This is a genomic window from Curtobacterium sp. NPDC089991, assembly GCF_044748425.1.
GTDB lineage: Bacteria > Actinomycetota > Actinomycetes > Actinomycetales > Microbacteriaceae > Curtobacterium.
Genome location: NZ_JBIVGB010000003.1, coordinates 503,064 through 518,840, shown reverse-complemented (window position 1 = coordinate 518,840; position 15,777 = coordinate 503,064). Strand labels below are relative to the sequence as shown.

Annotated in this window: 16 protein-coding genes; 5 read left to right on the top strand and 11 right to left on the bottom strand. The window is 72.5% G+C overall.

Features of this window, described 5'->3' with window-relative positions; genetic code table 11:
• Positions 1-65 precede the first annotated feature (65 nt).
• Positions 66-1,031 (bottom strand): ferritin-like domain-containing protein, encoded by a 966-nt coding sequence (locus ACIPV1_RS11740; RefSeq protein WP_131878622.1) that lies wholly within the window; start codon positions 1,029-1,031, stop codon positions 66-68.
• A gap of 248 nt (positions 1,032-1,279) precedes the next feature.
• Between ACIPV1_RS11740 and ACIPV1_RS11735 the strand changes: the two genes are divergently transcribed.
• Positions 1,280-1,807: a YbhB/YbcL family Raf kinase inhibitor-like protein gene (locus ACIPV1_RS11735; protein ID WP_123313522.1), complete on the top strand. Its 528-nt coding sequence runs from the start codon at positions 1,280-1,282 to the stop codon at positions 1,805-1,807.
• Positions 1,808-1,871: 64 nt separating this feature from the next.
• On the opposite strand, the gene ACIPV1_RS11730 is transcribed toward ACIPV1_RS11735, so the two are convergent.
• Positions 1,872-4,139, bottom strand: coding sequence for a polyribonucleotide nucleotidyltransferase (locus ACIPV1_RS11730; protein WP_402726420.1), 2,268 nt, complete (start codon positions 4,137-4,139; stop codon positions 1,872-1,874).
• A gap of 281 nt (positions 4,140-4,420) precedes the next feature.
• Between ACIPV1_RS11730 and ACIPV1_RS11725 the strand changes: the two genes are divergently transcribed.
• Positions 4,421-5,635, top strand: a complete 1,215-nt coding sequence (locus tag ACIPV1_RS11725; RefSeq protein WP_402726419.1) for a coiled-coil domain-containing protein — start codon at positions 4,421-4,423, stop codon at positions 5,633-5,635.
• 10 nt (positions 5,636-5,645) lie between these two features.
• Here the strand turns inward: ACIPV1_RS11725 and ACIPV1_RS11720 are convergent, their stop codons facing one another.
• The 8 genes from ACIPV1_RS11720 to ACIPV1_RS11685 form a co-directional block, all read right to left on the bottom strand.
• Positions 5,646-5,855, bottom strand: coding sequence for a ferredoxin (locus ACIPV1_RS11720; RefSeq protein WP_248704560.1), 210 nt, complete (start codon positions 5,853-5,855; stop codon positions 5,646-5,648).
• A 38-nt stretch (positions 5,856-5,893) separates the two neighbouring features.
• The gene (locus tag ACIPV1_RS11715; RefSeq protein WP_402726418.1) at positions 5,894-7,165 is read right to left on the bottom strand and encodes an NADH-ubiquinone oxidoreductase-F iron-sulfur binding region domain-containing protein; all 1,272 of its coding nucleotides are present in this window, start codon (positions 7,163-7,165) and stop codon (positions 5,894-5,896) included.
• Complete coding sequence (locus ACIPV1_RS11710; protein ID WP_248704562.1) at positions 7,162-7,719, bottom strand: ferric reductase-like transmembrane domain-containing protein; 558 nt, start codon at positions 7,717-7,719, stop codon at positions 7,162-7,164. The genes ACIPV1_RS11715 and ACIPV1_RS11710 overlap by 4 nt, the downstream gene beginning before the upstream one ends.
• The gene (locus ACIPV1_RS11705) at positions 7,719-8,684 is read right to left on the bottom strand and encodes an FAD:protein FMN transferase (protein WP_402726417.1); all 966 of its coding nucleotides are present in this window, start codon (positions 8,682-8,684) and stop codon (positions 7,719-7,721) included. Before ACIPV1_RS11705 ends, ACIPV1_RS11710 begins: the two co-directional genes overlap by 1 nt.
• The gene (locus ACIPV1_RS11700; RefSeq protein ID WP_402726416.1) at positions 8,681-9,028 is read right to left on the bottom strand and encodes a hypothetical protein; all 348 of its coding nucleotides are present in this window, start codon (positions 9,026-9,028) and stop codon (positions 8,681-8,683) included. The genes ACIPV1_RS11705 and ACIPV1_RS11700 overlap by 4 nt, the downstream gene beginning before the upstream one ends.
• 126 nt (positions 9,029-9,154) lie before the next feature.
• Positions 9,155-9,772 carry a CE1759 family FMN reductase gene (locus ACIPV1_RS11695; protein ID WP_123293925.1) on the bottom strand — a complete coding sequence of 206 codons (618 nt, stop codon included), beginning with the start codon at positions 9,770-9,772 and terminating at the stop codon, positions 9,155-9,157.
• A gap of 137 nt (positions 9,773-9,909) precedes the next feature.
• On the bottom strand, positions 9,910-10,179 hold the full coding sequence (gene rpsO / locus ACIPV1_RS11690) for a 30S ribosomal protein S15 (RefSeq protein ID WP_070416523.1): 270 nt from the start codon (positions 10,177-10,179) through the stop codon (positions 9,910-9,912).
• Positions 10,180-10,281: 102 nt separating this feature from the next.
• The gene (locus ACIPV1_RS11685; RefSeq protein ID WP_123293926.1) at positions 10,282-10,728 is read right to left on the bottom strand and encodes a VanZ family protein; all 447 of its coding nucleotides are present in this window, start codon (positions 10,726-10,728) and stop codon (positions 10,282-10,284) included.
• Between the two features lie 143 nt (positions 10,729-10,871).
• Here ACIPV1_RS11685 and ACIPV1_RS11680 point away from each other — a divergent pair, with 143 nt between their 5' ends.
• Genes ACIPV1_RS11680 through ACIPV1_RS11670 form a run of 3 tightly spaced genes read left to right on the top strand, consistent with a single transcriptional unit; the run spans position 10,872 to position 13,338 of the window.
• Complete coding sequence (locus tag ACIPV1_RS11680; RefSeq protein WP_402726415.1) at positions 10,872-11,927, top strand: glycoside hydrolase family 6 protein; 1,056 nt, start codon at positions 10,872-10,874, stop codon at positions 11,925-11,927.
• Positions 11,928-11,968: 41 nt separating this feature from the next.
• Positions 11,969-13,024, top strand: coding sequence for a M4 family metallopeptidase (locus ACIPV1_RS11675; protein WP_402726414.1), 1,056 nt, complete (start codon positions 11,969-11,971; stop codon positions 13,022-13,024).
• A gap of 38 nt (positions 13,025-13,062) precedes the next feature.
• Positions 13,063-13,338 carry a protealysin inhibitor emfourin gene (locus tag ACIPV1_RS11670; RefSeq protein ID WP_131878604.1) on the top strand — a complete coding sequence of 92 codons (276 nt, stop codon included), beginning with the start codon at positions 13,063-13,065 and terminating at the stop codon, positions 13,336-13,338.
• A 154-nt stretch (positions 13,339-13,492) separates the two neighbouring features.
• Here the strand turns inward: ACIPV1_RS11670 and ACIPV1_RS11665 are convergent, their stop codons facing one another.
• Positions 13,493-15,736: a HelD family protein gene (locus tag ACIPV1_RS11665; RefSeq protein ID WP_402726413.1), complete on the bottom strand. Its 2,244-nt coding sequence runs from the start codon at positions 15,734-15,736 to the stop codon at positions 13,493-13,495.
• Positions 15,737-15,777: the final 41 nt, after the last annotated feature.

Here is a 15,777-nt window from a genome sequence, read left to right as displayed (position 1 = left end):
AGCTGGCACCGTGCCTCCCGTCCGCACTGTGGTCGCGCTCACCGCGACCGGTCGCGTCGCGCGGATCAGGCCGGTCCGGTGGCGCTCCCGGGGTTGCCGCTCGAGACGATGGAGCCGTTGACGCCGTCCGGGAAGAACCCGCCCTTGTCGATCTGGTTCGGGTTCAGGAACACCACGTTCAGGACACGCTCCGCGGTGCGGCCGTAGGCGAGCGAGTTCGAGTCCGTCGGCACGAGGTTCACCGCTCCCGACCGGGTCGTCACACCCTGGTCGTCGTCGGTCGGACCGTCGAGCGAGTCACGGGCGTCGGAGATCTTGTTCGCCGGCACCTGCAACCCCTTGTCCGAGAGCTTCGACCGGATGATCCCGGCGTGGTAGGCCTCGACGGCGAGGATGCCCGCCGCGGCACTGAGGTACGTCTTGCTGGTGATGAGCGGCGCGGCTCCCTTGTAGGCGGTGACCCCGACGTCCTCGAAGATGTACGCCCCGAGCAGGAAGTTCTCCTCGCTGGCGAACGGGTCGAAGGTGCCGGTCGGGCCGACCACACCCGCAGCGCGCGCCGCCGCGGTGAAGCTCGACACGAGGTCGATCTTCGGACGTGAGACCGTCGCACCGCCGAGGGCGGATCGGAGGAACGCCACGTGCGCGCGCTCGTCGTTCGCGATCTCGGTGGCGATGCCGCGGATGGCCGCGGTCTTGAACGGTACCTTCTTGCCACCGATCACCGGCCCCTGCGGGTCGATGCCGGTGATCATGCTGTCGGCGAGGCCCGCGCCGAACACGGCACGCAGGTAGAACTCGGCCTCGAGGTACTCGAGGTTCAGGGCGAAGTTGAGGATGGCGGCGTCGGAGACGGCACCGTCCTCTTCCGGGGTGGCGGCGGCGCGGTCGGTGGTGAGCACCGACGAGCCGAGCGCGGCGATGCCGGCTGAGGCGCCGGCGACGCCGGCGGCTGCGAAGAACCGTCGTCGGTCGAGCGCGTTCTCGGCGCTGCGATCGATGGCGTGGTGGATGAAACGCTTGTCGAACATCGTTGTCCTCATGTCGTGCTGGCAGCACGGGACCCCACCGACGCTGCAGGGAAACGGGTCGGTCGAGCCGCGATCGGCGGGATGGTCGATCGTGCGGCGAAGATACCCCCGAACAGGGGGGTGCCTCCACCGTTCCCGGTCATTCGGCGGAGTTCGGACAGGGTCACCGCACCGGGCGGCCGCGTCGGGCGGTCGCGTCGGGCCGCCGCGTCGGGCGGCCGCCGAGGCTGCGGGTGTTGGCTGGGGACATGGCCAACGACCCCAACTGGAACCTCCCCGAGGTCCCCTCGTTCACCCTGACCAGCCCCGACTTCACGGACGGCGGCGAGCTGCCGACCTCGGCGCGCGGCACCGACGCCGGTGGTGAGGACCGCTCCCCCGCACTCGAGTGGTCCGGCGCTCCCGAGGGCACGAAGAGCTTCGTGCTCACCGTGTACGACCCCGACGCCCCGACCGGTTCGGGCTTCTGGCACTGGAGCCTGACCGACATCCCGGGCTCGGCGACCTCGCTGCCCGCCGGCGCCGGTACCGACGACGCCCTGCTGCCGGCGGAGGCCCTGCGCCGCCGCAACGAGTTCGGCACCGACACGTTCCTCGGCGCCGCTCCGCCCGCGGGCCACGGCGTGCACCGCTACTTCTTCACGCTGAGCGCCCTCGACGTGCCGCTGCTCGAGGCGCCGGCCGACGCGACCCCCGCGGTCGTCGGGTTCGTGCTGCGCGAGCACCTGCTCGGCCGCGCGCAGCTCGTCGGCACGCAGGAGACCCCCGCCGCCTGACCCCGCAACAGCGAACGGCCGCCGCCCCGGAAGGGACGACGGCCGTTCGTGTGCCAGGGGTGGATCAGACGGTGGCGTCCGTCGACTCCTCGCGGGCGCCGCTGGAGTCGGTGTCCGACTCCTCGGCGACGACCGGCGCGAGCGACAGCTTGCCGCGGTCGTCCACCTTGGTGACCTCGACCAGGACCTTCTGGCCGACGCCCAGGACGTCCTCGACGTTCTCCACACGCTTGCCACCGGCGAGCTTGCGCACCTCGGAGACGTGGAGCAGACCGTCACGGCCCGGGAGCAGCGACACGAAGGCGCCGAACGTGGCGATCTTCACGACGGTGCCGAGGAACTGGTCCCCGATCTCCGGGTTGGTCGGGTTCGCGATCGCGTTGACCGACGCACGAGCGGCCTCGGCCGACGGTCCGTCGACGGCACCGATGTAGACGGTGCCGTTGTCCTCGATCGAGATGTCGGCACCGGTCTCGTCCTGGATGCCGTTGATCGTCTTGCCCTTCGGGCCGATCAGCTCGCCGATCTTGTCGACGGGGATCTGCACCGAGATGACGCGAGGAGCGGTGTCCGCCATCTCGTCGGGGGCGTCGATCGCCTCGTTCAGCACACCGAGGATGGCCGAGCGGGCCTCCTTGGCCTGCTTCAGCGCCGCGTCGAGCACCGTCGACGGGATGCCGTCGAGCTTGGTGTCGAGCTGGATCGCGGTGACGAACTCCGAGGTACCGGCGACCTTGAAGTCCATGTCGCCGAGGGCGTCTTCCGCACCGAGGATGTCGGTCAGCGCCGCGTAGCGGGTCTGACCGTCGACGGTGTCGGACACCAGGCCCATCGCGATGCCGGCGACCGGGGCCTTGAGGGGCACACCGGCGTTGAGCAGCGAGAGGGTCGAGGCGCAGACGGAACCCATCGAGGTCGAGCCGTTGGAGCTGAGCGCCTCGGAGACCTGACGGATGGCGTACGGGAACTCTTCACGCGTCGGCAGCACCGGCACGAGGGCGCGCTCGGCGAGGAAGCCGTGCCCGATCTCGCGACGCTTCGGCGAACCCACACGGCCGGTCTCACCGGTCGAGTAGGGCGGGAAGTTGTAGTGGTGCAGGTAGCGCTTCTTCGTGACGGGCGACAGCGAGTCGATCTGCTGCTCCATCTTGAGCATGTTCAGCGTGGTGACGCCGAGGATCTGCGTCTCGCCGCGCTGGAAGATCGCCGAACCGTGGACGCGCGGGATCACGGCGACCTCGGCGTCGAGCGGACGGATGTCGGCGAGGCCGCGACCGTCCATGCGGACCTGCTCGGTCAGGATGCGGCCGCGGACGACCTTCTTCGTGACCGACTTGTACGCGGCGCTGACCTGCGAGTTGGCGACGTCGGGCAGTTCGCCCGCCGACACCTTCGACGCGATGGCCTCCTTGACGCGCGACTTGAGTGCGTCGTCGGCGTCCTGGCGCTCGGTCTTGGCGGCGATCTTGTAGACGTCACCGAGCTCGGAGAGCGCGATGGCCTCGACTGCCGAGTAGACCTCGGGCGCGTACGGCGGGAAGACCGGGTAGTCCTGGATCTCCTTGGCGGACTGCGCGGCGAGCTTCGCCTGGGCGTCGACGAGGGACTTGAGGAACGGCTTGGCCGCCTCGAGACCCTGCGCGACGACGGCCTCGTCGGGCTTGGTGGCGCCGCCCTGGATGAGGTCCCAGGCGTGCTCGGTCGCCTCAGCCTCGACCATCATGATCGCGACGTCCTCGTTGCCCGCCTCGTCGGTGACGACACGGCCGGCGACCGTGAGGTCGAAGACGGCGTCGGCGAGCTGCGATGCCTTCGGGAACGCGACCCACTGTTCGCCGATCAGCGCGAGGCGCACACCGGCGATCGGGCCGGAGAACGGCAGACCGGAGATCTGCGTCGACGCGGACGCGGCGTTGATGGCCAGCGCGTCGTAGAACTCGTCCGGAGCGATGCTCAGGACGGTGATGACGATCTGGACCTCGTTGCGCAGGCCGTCGACGAACGACGGGCGCAGCGGCCGGTCGATGAGTCGGCAGACCAGGATGGCCTCGGTCGACGGGCGGCCTTCGCGGCGGAAGAACGAACCGGGGATCTTGCCGGCGGCGTAGGAGCGCTCCTCGACGTCGACGGTCAGCGGGAAGAAGTCGAATCCTTCACGCGGGTGCTTGCCGGCGCTGGTGGCCGAGAGGAGCATCGTTTCCTCGTCGAGGTACGCGGCGACCGCGCCCTGCGCCTGCTGTGCGAGCCGACCGGTCTCGAACCGGACGGTGCGCTTGCCGTACTTGCCGTTGTCGATGACGGCTTCGGCGAACTTGATCTCGGGACCCTCCAAAAGGGTGCCTCCTTGATGTGTGTTCGGCAGGCCGTGGCGACGGCACTCGATGGTGCGTGCGCGCCGATCGTTCCGGACGCATGTCTGGCCAGCAGTAGAAGCACTCGGGAAACCGTTCCGGCCCGCGAGCCACCACCGATGACCAGCTCCGTGCCCGGCCTGCGCAGTGTTGTGTCGAACATCCGGGGAAACGGTCCTCGGACACGATGGACTTTACCAGTCCACAGGGAATCGGCGGCGCGGCTCGCTGACGGCCGGGCGACCCTCGGTAACCTGCTGCCATGCGTCTCACCCCCTCGCGGGGCGTGCTCGTCGCGGCCGCCGTGGTCGTCGGCGCGCTCGTCGCCCCGGTCCTCACCGCTGTCCCGGCGTCCGCGACGGAGTACCCGACCTGGCAGGACGTGCAGCAGGCCAAGGGGAACGAGACCGCCAAGCGCGCCGAGGTGACCAAGGTGCAGGCTGCGCTGCAGTCGGCGCAGGACGAAGCAGCGGCGAAGTCGCAGGCCGCGCTGACGGCCTCGTCGAAGGCGGACGCGGCCGAGGCGGAGCTGGCGGAGGCCACCCAGGCCGCCACGAGCCTCCAGGCCCAGGCGCACCGCGCGTCCGAGACGGCCGAGCGTGCGCAGACACGCGCCGGGCAGCTGGCGGCGAACCTGTACCGCGACGGCAGCACGAACCAGATGACCACCCGGATCGCGACCGCGGGGAACCCCGACCAGCTGCTCTACCAGCTGGGCGCCCTCGACCAGCTGTCGTCCACGTGGTCCGGCGTGATGGACGAGGCGTCCGTCGCGGCCGGCACGGCATCGTCACTGCACGAACAGGCCGAACGCGCCGAGACCGAACGCGCGACGCGTGCGCAGGCGGCCGAGGAACGGTCCGCGGCGGCGAAGTCCGCCGAGGCCGTGGCGAACGCCGCGGTCGAGTCGACCGAGCAGCACAGCGACGAGCTGTACGCGCAGCTCGCGTCGCTCCGGGACACCACCGCGAAGCAGGCCGCCGGGTACGAGCTCGGGCAGAAGGTCGCGGCGCAGAAGGCCGAACAGCAGCGCAAGCGTGCGGCGGCCGCCGCGGCACAGGCGGCGGCAGCAGCCTCGGCGAGCGCCGACACCGGTAGCGGCGGGAGCACCAGCGCCGGTGGCGGCGGGGGCACGAGCTACCCGAGCACCGGCGGTGTCGTGGTGGACCCCGCGGCCGCGCAGGCCTACGCGCGGAGCGCCCTGGGCTCGTACGGATGGGGCGACGACCAGTTCTCCTGCCTGGTGTCGCTGTGGACGCAGGAGTCCGGCTGGCGGGCGAACGCGCTGAACGCCTCGAGCGGCGCCTACGGCATCCCGCAGTCCCTGCCCGCTGACAAGATGTCGGCGGCCGGGGCGGACTGGCGGACGAACGCGAACACGCAGATCAACTGGGGACTCGCCTACATCAAGAGCGCGTACGGGTCGCCGTGCGGTGCGTGGGGCCACGAGATGAGTGTCAACCCGCACTGGTACTGAGCACGACCGCTCACTGCTCCACCATTCGCAGTGCCTGCAGCGGGCACATCGCCACCGCGTCCGCAGCGGCGGCGCGTTCGTCCGGCCGCACCGGCACGTCGCGGGTGCCGCCGCCGTCCCGCGCGATCGGGTAGCCCCACTCGTCGCGCGCCAGCCGCTCGGCGAAGAGTTCGGTGCACAGGCCGCGTCCCCGGCAGCGGGTCCAGTCGACGTGCAGCACGACGGGACCGGCGGCGGTTGCACCGCCCGGTGCGCCGCTCACCGTCGTCCCCCGACCAGGCACGCGCCCCGCAGGTGCGCCTGCACGTCGTCGTGGAACACGTCGAGGGCGCTCCGCACCATCCGCGCGACGCCGTCCGGGTGGTGGCAGGCCCCGCGTCCGTCGACCAGGGCAGCGATCCGCCGGACCTCGCCGGCCAGGTCGCCCGCCCGACGCCCGGAGGCCAGGTCGGCGACCACGTCGGCGATCCGCGGCAACCCGTTCACGCACGGCCCGCAGCGGCCGGCGGACGCCCCGGCGAGTGCCGCGGCGAGGCCTGCGGTGACCCCGACCGGACAGGTGCGGTCGTCGAGCACGGCCAGCACGCCCGCCCCGAGCGCCGCACCCCACGGTGCGAGCCCGTCGACGTCGAGGGGCGCGTCGAGCGCTGCGGCCGGCACCCAGGTGCCGCCCCACCCGCCGAGCAGGACGGCTCGCGTCCGTCGAGGGTCGGCCGCCGGTAGCCGGGAGGCCCCCAGCAGCTGCCCGAGCGGCGCACCCCCGGCGGTCTCCAGCACCACGGCACCGCCCGGGTCGGTCACGTCGCTGACCGTCACGAGACGGGTGCCGGGAGCACTCGCGCTGCCGACGCTCCGCGCCCACGCCGCCCCGTACCGTGCGACGAGTGCTGCCTGGGCGAGGGTCTCGACGTTCGACACGAGGGTCGGCCGACCGCTCGGGCCACGGTCGGCGAGCCGCACGACGCGGTCCTCCGGAAGGCCGCGTCCTCCGGCGACGGCCGAGGCGAGCGCCGTGGCCTGCCCGGCGACGAAGGTGGTGTGGGGCAGAGCACGGACCTCGATGGCGACCGGGTCGGTGCCGGTGCCGCGCCGGCCGTCGGTGCGTTCAGCGAGTGCCTGCCGGACCCGGTCGGCGAGCCGCGCGCTCGTGGCGACCACGGCCTCGGTCGCACCGATCGCGAGCGCCGCGACGACGATGCCGTCGAGCACCAGGTGCGGTGCGCGTTCGAGCAGGACGGCGTCCTTGCGACTGGCGGGTTCCCCCTCGGCACCGTTGGCGATGACGATGGGGGCACCGCGGCCTCCGCGCCGGGTCCGGCCCGCCACGGCGTCGAGCTTGCGGGCGAGCGGGAACCCGGCTCCGCCGCGGCCGTCGACCCCGGCGAGACCGATCTCGTCGATGATCCCGGGCCCCACGTGCGGCAGCGGCCCGTGCGTGCGGTGATGGGCGTCGAGCCCTGGGCCGGGGGCGGCGAGGAGTCGCTGCGTGCCGGTCGGTGGTGGCACGGTGAGCGGGTGGGCCAGGGTCATCGGAGGGCCTCCTTCGGGGTCGGACGGAACGCGGTGACGCCGGCCGTGCAGCGCCAGGCCACGGCGCCGAGGACCGCGGCGGCGCAGACCCCGGCGACCACCAGGAACCAGGCGGAGGTGCCGTCGGTCCCGGTGCCGATCGCGTGCGCCATCGCGATCGGCCACATGGCGTAGGCGGCCCAGTGCACGGCGCGGAACACCCGCGGACCGATCACCCGGCGGAGCATCCCCGTGACGACGAGCACCACGAGCAGGTCGACCGCCAGGGTGCCGAGCCCGAGCCAGAACCAGCGGTACGCGCCGACGAACGGCACGACGGCGTCCAACAGGCGCAGTTCGGCCTCGGTGTCGAGCAGCAGCGTCACCACGTGCACGGCCACGAACACGGTGGACGCGAGGGCGACGTCCCGGTGCACGAGCTGCACGCCGAACCGCGGCAGGCCGGGGAGCGGTCGGCCGCCGCGGGTCACGATGCCGAGCAGGACCGTCAGGGTCAGGAGCACGACGGCGGCGACGCCCGTGCCGCGGCCGACCACCCAGAGCGCGGTGTCCATCAGGCGGCGTCCGCCCCGTCCAAGGTGTCAGTGACGGCACCGTCGGCAGCCTGGTCCTCCGGCCAGCCGCCGAGCCGCAGCACCGAGCCGTCGGCCGCGACGAGCCGGGCCGCACGACCGCTCTGCCGGAGCCACTCCACGGCGCCGCGCCCCCGGACGACCGCGGCGGTGGTCATCGTGTTGGCGGTGGTGCACGAGGGGGCGACGACCGTCACCGACCGCCACACCGGGTCGGCGGGCAGGCCCCACCGCGGATCGAGGATGTGGTGCCGCGCGGTCCCGTCCTGCTCCCAGCGGCGCTTCTGCGTGCTCGAGGTCGCGACGGACCATCCGGAGGCGATGCGGACGTGGTCGACGGGGTCGTCCGCCAGGTCCTGCACACGCACCTGCCAGCCGCCGGAGGGGTCCGGGCCGGCCGTGGCGACGTCCCCGCCGAGCGAGACGAGGGCACCGACGCCGAGCCGCGCGGTGATGCTCGCGGCCGCCATGTCCGCGGCGGCGGCCTTCGCCGTGGCACCGAGGTCGAGCGTGACGCCCTCGGGGACCCGCAGGAACGTGCCGGACAGCAGGATCCGCTGCCACGCCGGGCGGTCGTCGAGCGATCGGGCCACGGCGTCGGGTGACGGGACCGGTGGCGCGTCGGCGAACGCGGCGTCGTACCCGAGGGACACCATCCGTCGGCCGAGCGTCGGGTCGACGTCCCCGTCGGACAGCCGTGCGGCGTCGACGGCCTGGTGCACGAGCGTCGCCAGCAACGGCGAGACCTCGGTGCCGCGCACCAGGTCGTCGGCGCGGGACAGGAGCTCGGAATCGTCGCGGAACCGGCTGCACGCGGCGTCGACGGCGGCCGTGACCTCGCGGACGCAGGACTCGGCGGCGGCGAGGTGGCGGCGGTCGCGGTGGGCGAGGACGACCCGGGCGGTGGTGGTCCAGAGGTCCCACTCGGCGGCGGCGCGCACGGTCACGATCCCGTCGTCGTCGTGTCCGACGACCCACCGGTGGTGCCCTGCGAGACGCCGGTGTCGCTGCTGCTCGTGCCGCTGTCGGTCGACGAGTCGGTCGACGAGTCGTTCGACGACGAGGAGGACGAGGACCCGGAGTCGGTGGTGGCGTCGCTCGACGTCCCGGTACCCGAACCGGAGTCCGTCGTGGTGCTCGTGCTCGTGGACGTGTCGGTCGTCGTCGTGCTGGCCTGCTCGTGCCCGAACCACAGCCCCGCACCCGTGACCGTCGCGACCGCGAGTCCGCCCAGGCTCACGAGCGCACTCGTGACCCGTGCGGATCGCTTGCCGTTGCCTCTGGTGTCCATCGGTCCTCCTCGTCGTCATGACGAGGCTCCCGAGCGCACCGATGAGCGAGCCGCCAGCCGGCCGCACTCCGACCCCACGAACCCTGTGGTCCGCCTAAGAGCGGGCCGCGGGGTCAGTGGTCCGGGTCAGTGACCGAGGCCGCCGAGCAGGCTCGCGAAGTCCACGGTCGCGGGGAGCGCGTCGGCTTCCTGCGGGGCCCGCCGGGAGGCCCGGATCGCCCAGGCCAGGTCCGCTCCGGCCCGGCGGATGCGTCCGTCCAGGGCCGCGGCGTCGCCGTCGCTCCCCCAGTCGTCGGTCGCGGCGAACACGCCGGTCGGCACCACCGCTGCACGGAGGTACGCGAAGACCGGACGCAGGGCGTGGTCGATGGCGAGCGAGTGCCGCGAGGTCCCGCCCGTGGCGCCGAGCAGGACGGGCAGGTCGGCGAGCGCGTCCTTGTCGAGGACGTCGAGGAACGACTTCGCGAGACCGCTGACGCCGGCCGTGAAGATCGGCGTGACGAAGACGACGGCGTCGGCCTCGACCACTGCAGCCATGGCGGCGGACAGTGCGGGCGCCGCGAAGCCGGTGAGCATCGCGTCGGTGATCTCGTGCGCGAGCGGCCGGAGCTCGACGTGCAGGACGTGCGCGGGCGTGCCCTCGGCGACGAGTGCGGCGACGGCGGCCTCGCCCAGGCGGTCGGCGAGCAGGCGGGTGGAGCTGGGCTCGGAGAGTCCGGCGGAGACGACGGCGATGGTGGTCATGGTGGTTCCCGACTTTCGATGCGTTTGCATGAACATCGTACCGAACCGCACGCAGCGCGCAACCATTCCCGGAAACGGAGAACGCCCCGGTCCTCGCGAGGAGGACCGGGGCGTTCAGTCAAGCCGTGAGGCGTCGACTAGCGTCGCAGGCCGAGGCGCTCGATGAGCGCACGGTAGCGGGCGATGTCGACGTCGGAGAGGTAACCGAGGAGACGGCGACGCTGACCGACCATGAGCAGCAGACCACGACGCGAGTGGTGGTCGTGCTTGTGCTCCTTGAGGTGCTCGTTCAGGTCGTTGATACGACGCGTCAGAACGGCGACCTGGACCTCGGGGGAACCGGTGTCGCCCGGGTGGGTCGCGTACTCTTCGATGATCTCCTGCTTGACCTTCGCGTCAAGTGCCATGCGTAGATCCCCTTTCAGTCCGTTGCGCGGTGCCCGTGCCTGATGCACGAGCGCTCTTTGTCCGCGGCCGTTCGACGGCAACCGCGCAAGACTACCAGAGTCCTAGGCGGTCCTGGCGCGCAGGCGACGACGACGGGGCGCCGGCAGCAGACTGCGGACGAGTCCGACGAGCGTCGCGCCGAGCAGTCCACCGAGGCCGTTCGACAGCACGTCGCGGGGGTCGGCGACGCGGTAGGGCAGGTAGGTGGCCTGCGCGAACTCGATGCCGGTCGACAGGGCGACCGCGACCAGGGCCCCGAGGATCCACCAGCGCCGCGGCAGCCAGAGTGCGGCGAGCATGCCGACCGGCACGAACATCGCGATGTTGGCCAGGAACTCGGTGCGCTCGTACGTGAACCAGGTGCCGTGCGGCAGCTGCTGCACCCAGGCGATCGCGTGCAGCACGAACGAGTTCTGCGCCGAGGTGAAGACCTGCGGGGTCAGCGTCATCCGCCAGATCACCCAGGCGTACGCCGCGGTCACGGCGAGGAGGAGGAGTCGACGGAACATCCCGGTATTCTGCAACACCGTCCTGCGGGGTCGCTGGAGCGCTCCTGGCAGAAGCCGTCGGCCGACCTGAACGAACACCCCGGTGTCCTGGTCAGGACTCCCCCGCACCTGTCAGCATGGGTGCGAACAGGGAGGACCGCCGGATGCCGGAGCACCAGGGGAAGCGTGCGTCCGCGCGACGTCAGTGGCTGTGGATCGCGGCCGCGGTCGTCGGTGTCGCGGCGGTCGTGACGACGCTCGTGGTCGTCGTGCCGCACGGCGGCGGCCCGGATGCCGACCCGCCGAAGAGCGGACGGGACGTCGTGACGCGGAAGACCGCGGAGCAGGCGTTCCCCGGCGGCCTCGCGCACCAGCCGTCGGACGTGAACCAGCCGGGCATCCGCGAGCGCCAGGCCCGCGCCGCCGGGCACGACGACACCGCGGCGCAGATCGCCCGCATCGCCGACCAGCCGATCGCGACCTGGCTCACGAACACCTCGCGGTCCGAGACGCGCACGACGATCCGCACCGTCGTCCGGAACGCCGAGCAGCAGCGGGCCACCCCGGTGTTCGTGCTGTACACCGTGCCGGACCGCGACTGCGGCAGCTACTCGAAGGGCGGCACCACCGACGACGCGTACCTGCCGTGGGTCCGGTCCGCCGTCCGCGCGATGGCCGGTTCGAAGGCCGTCGTGCTCGTCGAACCGGACGCGATCGCACAGATCCAGAACTGCGAGCGCCTCCGCGACTCCCGACTCCCCCTGCTCCGCAAGGCCGTGGACGCGCTGACCGGGCACGGACTGACGGTGTACCTCGACGGCGGCAACGAGAACCGTGTCCCGACCGCGACGATGGCCGACTGGCTGCGGCAGGCGGGTGTCGACGAGGTGCAGGGCTTCTTCACGAACGTGTCGAACTTCTACCGGGTCGACCAGGAACGCGCCTACGCCGACGAACTCGCCGACGCGATCGGTGGTGATCCGCACTTCGTCATCGACGTCTCCCGGAACGGTCAGGGCTGGCGCGGGACGTGGTGCAACCCCGAGGGTGCGGGTCTCGGCCAGGCCCCGCACGTCACCGGCGGATCGAGCCGGCTCGACGCCCTGCTCTGGGTCAAGACGCCGGGGCTCAGCGACGGCACGTGCAACGGTGGACCGGCCGCCGGGCAGTGGTGGGAGTCCTACGCGCTCGGCCTGGTCGAGAACCGCAAGCGCGACTGAGCCGGTGCCGGGGTGTCGGTGCCCGGTGGTTGCATGAGCGCATGACCCCGACCGACAGCCGGCGCTCCGTCGTCCCGCCCTACCTGCTCCACGCCGTGGCCCAGGCGGCCGAGTTCCCCCGGGCGGCCTCGGCCGCGCGCACCGCACTGGCGTCGCTCGAGCTCGTGCAGAGCCCGAAGCACCAGCACCTGGTCGCCCCGCGCGGTGTCAGCGGCAGTGGCACCGTCGACCGGTCGCCCCAGCGCACGATCGCCGACGCCCGCGGCACGACGACCCTGCCCGGCGCGGTCGTCCGGCACGAGGGCGACCCCGACACCGGTGACGCGGCCGTCGACGAGGCGTACGCGGGCCTCGGTGCGACCCACGCCTTCTGGCTCGACGTCTTCGGCCGGGTGTCGATCGACGGTGCCGGACTCCCCCTCGACGCCACGGTCCACTTCGGGCAGGACTACGACAACGCCTACTGGGACGGCAGCCGGATGGTGTTCGGCGACGGCGACGACGAGGTCTTCCGGCGCTTCACCATCGCGCTCGACGTCATCGGGCACGAACTGGCGCACGGTGTCACGCAGTACACCGCCGACCTGACCTACCAGGGGCAGGCCGGGGCGCTCAACGAGTCGATCAGCGACGTGTTCGGCTCCCTCGTCGCCCAGTACGCGGCCGGGCAGACCGCCGAGCAGGCGAGCTGGCTCATCGGCGAGGGGCTCTTCACCGATGCCGTGCGCGGCGACGCCCTGCGCTCGATGCGGGCCCCGGGTACCGCCTACGACGACCCGGTGCTCGGCAAGGACCCGCAGCCCGCGACGATGACCGACTTCGTCGTGACGACCGACGACGCCGGTGGGGTGCACACGAACTCCGGCATCCCGAACCACGCGTTCTTCCTGGCGGCGACCGCGATCGGCGGGTACGCATGGCAGGGCGCCGGTGCCGTGTGGTGGGACGCCCTGACCTCGGACGCCGTCACCGCCTCGATCGACTTCGCCGGGTTCGCCGCCGTGACGATCGACGCCGCTGGGTCCCGGTTCGGCGCTGGTTCCGCGGAGCACACCGCGGTGCAGGATGCCTGGCGGACGGTCGGCGTCCTCGACTGAGACGATCGAGCGCCACGCACCGGCGTACGGTCGGGAGCATGCGCATCGAGGTCCGTCGTTCCGGGGGCTTCGCCGGTACCACGCGGCACTGGCGGGTCGACACCGACACGAGCGCCGACCCCGCGGCGTGGTCCGATGTCGTCGACGCGCTCCCCCGGACCCCCGCGACGGCGACGGCCGGGCCGCCGGTCCCCGACGACTTCACGTGGACGATCACCGTCGAGCGCACGACCGTGACGATCCCGGGCCGCCGTCTCGACGGCGCGTGGGCCGACCTCGTCGCGCGCGTCCGCTCTGCAGGCGACCCGTCCTGAGACGGCAGGCCCGTGCCGGAGCCGCCACGGGCCTCCCGTCCGCACCGCGCCGGCCGGACCGCCGCGGATCGTGAGCAGGAATGGTCGCCTCCACGCGGCGAACTCGACCATTTCTGCTCACGAAGTGGCCGCGCGCGATGCGCGGAGCGCCCCCTCAGTCGACGTCGATGACCGTCAGGCGCCGCGTCGGACGGGTCATCGCGACGTAGACCGCGGCCGCCGGGCGCGCGGCGTCGGCGCCGACCCGGTCGGGGTCGACGAGCAGCACGCCGTCGAACTCGAGGCCCTTGGCGTCCGCGCCCGTCAGCACCGTGAGCGACCCGGCGTGCGGCGAGGCGAGCCCGCGCACGTCGGCCTCGGTGCGCGCGAGCCGCTGCCGGACGGCGTCGACCTCGGACTCCGGGACGATCACGCCGATGGTGCCGGCACCGATCCGCGACCGTTCGGCGTCGGCGACCGACACGACCGTGTCGAGCAGGTCGGCGCGGGCGACGCGGACGCTCTCGACGGGGTCGCCGTCGCGCACGGCCTCGTTGCGGGTCACGGTCAGGCCGGCACCGTCGGCGAAGACGCCGGCGGCCTCGACGATCGACCGCGGGGTGCGGTAGTTCACGGTGAGCTGCTCGATGCGGTGGTCGAGCGGCACGAGCGGTGCCCGGCCACGGCGTCGGCGGGCGAGCGCGCCGAGCACGTCGTCCCAGGTGCGCGCGGCCCCGGGCGAGGAACCCTGCGCCATGTCGCCGACGATCGTGAAGGAGCGCAGCGGGTTGCGGCGGGCGAGCACGCGCCACTGCATCGGCGAGAGCTCCTGCGCCTCGTCGACCACGATGTGCCCGTAGGTCCACTCGCGGTCGTCGGCGGCGCGCTCCGCGGTCGAGCGGGGGTCGCCACCCTCGGCGAACGAGCCGGCGACCTGTTCGGCGGTGACGATCCCCTCGACACCCATGTTCTCGATCGCCTGACGGGCGTTCTCGATGTCACGGTTGCGGCTGGCCTTCGCCGCGCGCTTGGCGGCGCCGCCGGTCGGGTCGAACGGGCCGAGCAGTTCGGCTGCCTCGTCGAGCAGGGGGACGTCCTCGACCGTCCAGGCAGCACCGCGTGCGCGCTGCAGCAGGGCACGGCGTTCCGGGGTCCAGTCCGGGGTCAGCGAGGCGAGCCAGTTCGGACGGGCGTACAGGTCCTCGAGGAACTTCTCCGGGGGCAGCGGCAGCCACGCGGTGTTGAGCAGCACCCGGGCGTCGTAGGAGCTCCGGATGTCCTCGCGCAGGACCTTCTCGTCGGCCTCGTCGACCGTCGTCCCACGCTCGCGCAGCTGTTCGGCGAGCAGCCGGGTCATCGCGTCGAGCGCGAGCTTGTTGAACGTCACGCGCGCGGCGTTGTGGGGCTTGCCGCGGTCCTGGGCACGCTTCATCGCGTCGGCCACGAGCTGCGGCGTCACCACGAGCCGCTCGCCCTCGACGTCGAGCGTCACCGACTCGGTCGGCACCACCTGGCGGGACCGCACGGCGCGCCGCAGGAGTGCGGCCGTCTGCGCGGAGCCCTTCACGGCGGCGACGTCGCGGGCGTCGTGCGTCGTCGCGTGCACCCCCGGGTAGAGCGAACCGAGCGAGGCCATGACGACGCCGGTCTCGCCGAGCGACGGCAGGACCTGTTCGATGTACGTCAGGAACGCCGGCGACGGGCCGACCATCAGGACGCCGGAGCCCCGCAGCCGCTCGCGGTACGAGTACAGCAGGTACGCGGCACGGTGCAGCGCCACGGCGGTCTTGCCGGTGCCGGGGCCGCCCTGCACGATCAGCACGCCCTCGAGCGGGGAGCGGATGATGCGGTCCTGCTCGCCCTGGATGGTGGCGACGATGTCGGTCATCCGGCCGGTGCGCTCGGCGGTCACCGCGGCCAGCAGCGCCCCCTCGCCCTGCAGGTGGGTGCGCTCGTCGTCGTAGAGCGAAGCGTCGAACACCTCGTCCTCGACGCCGACGACCCGGCGGCCCTCGAGCGACAGGTGGCGACGCGAGCGCATCCCCATCGGGTGCGCCGCGGTGGCCTGGTAGAACGCGCTGGCACCGGGCACACGCCAGTCGAGCAGCAGCGGGCGGTGGTCGGCGTCACGCAGGCCCACGCGGCCGATGTAGCGGAAGGCGTCCTCGGAGCTGTCGGGCTCGGAAACCTCGAGCCGGCCGAAGACCAGACGGTCCCCCACGCGCTCGAGCGTCGCCACGGTGTCTTCGTAGAGTCGGGCGTACGCGTCGCGCTCGCTGCGGCTCTGGTGGTTCCCGCCGACCGCCTGACGACGGGTCTCGGCGAGACGCTGCTCGGCCTCGGCGGTCAGCTCGTCGAGACGGCGGAAGAGGCCGTCCACGTAGCCGCGCTCGCGGTCGATCTCGGTCGGTTCGGACACACGCAACCCTTCGGGAAGAGGGGAATCCAGTGTACTGCCCG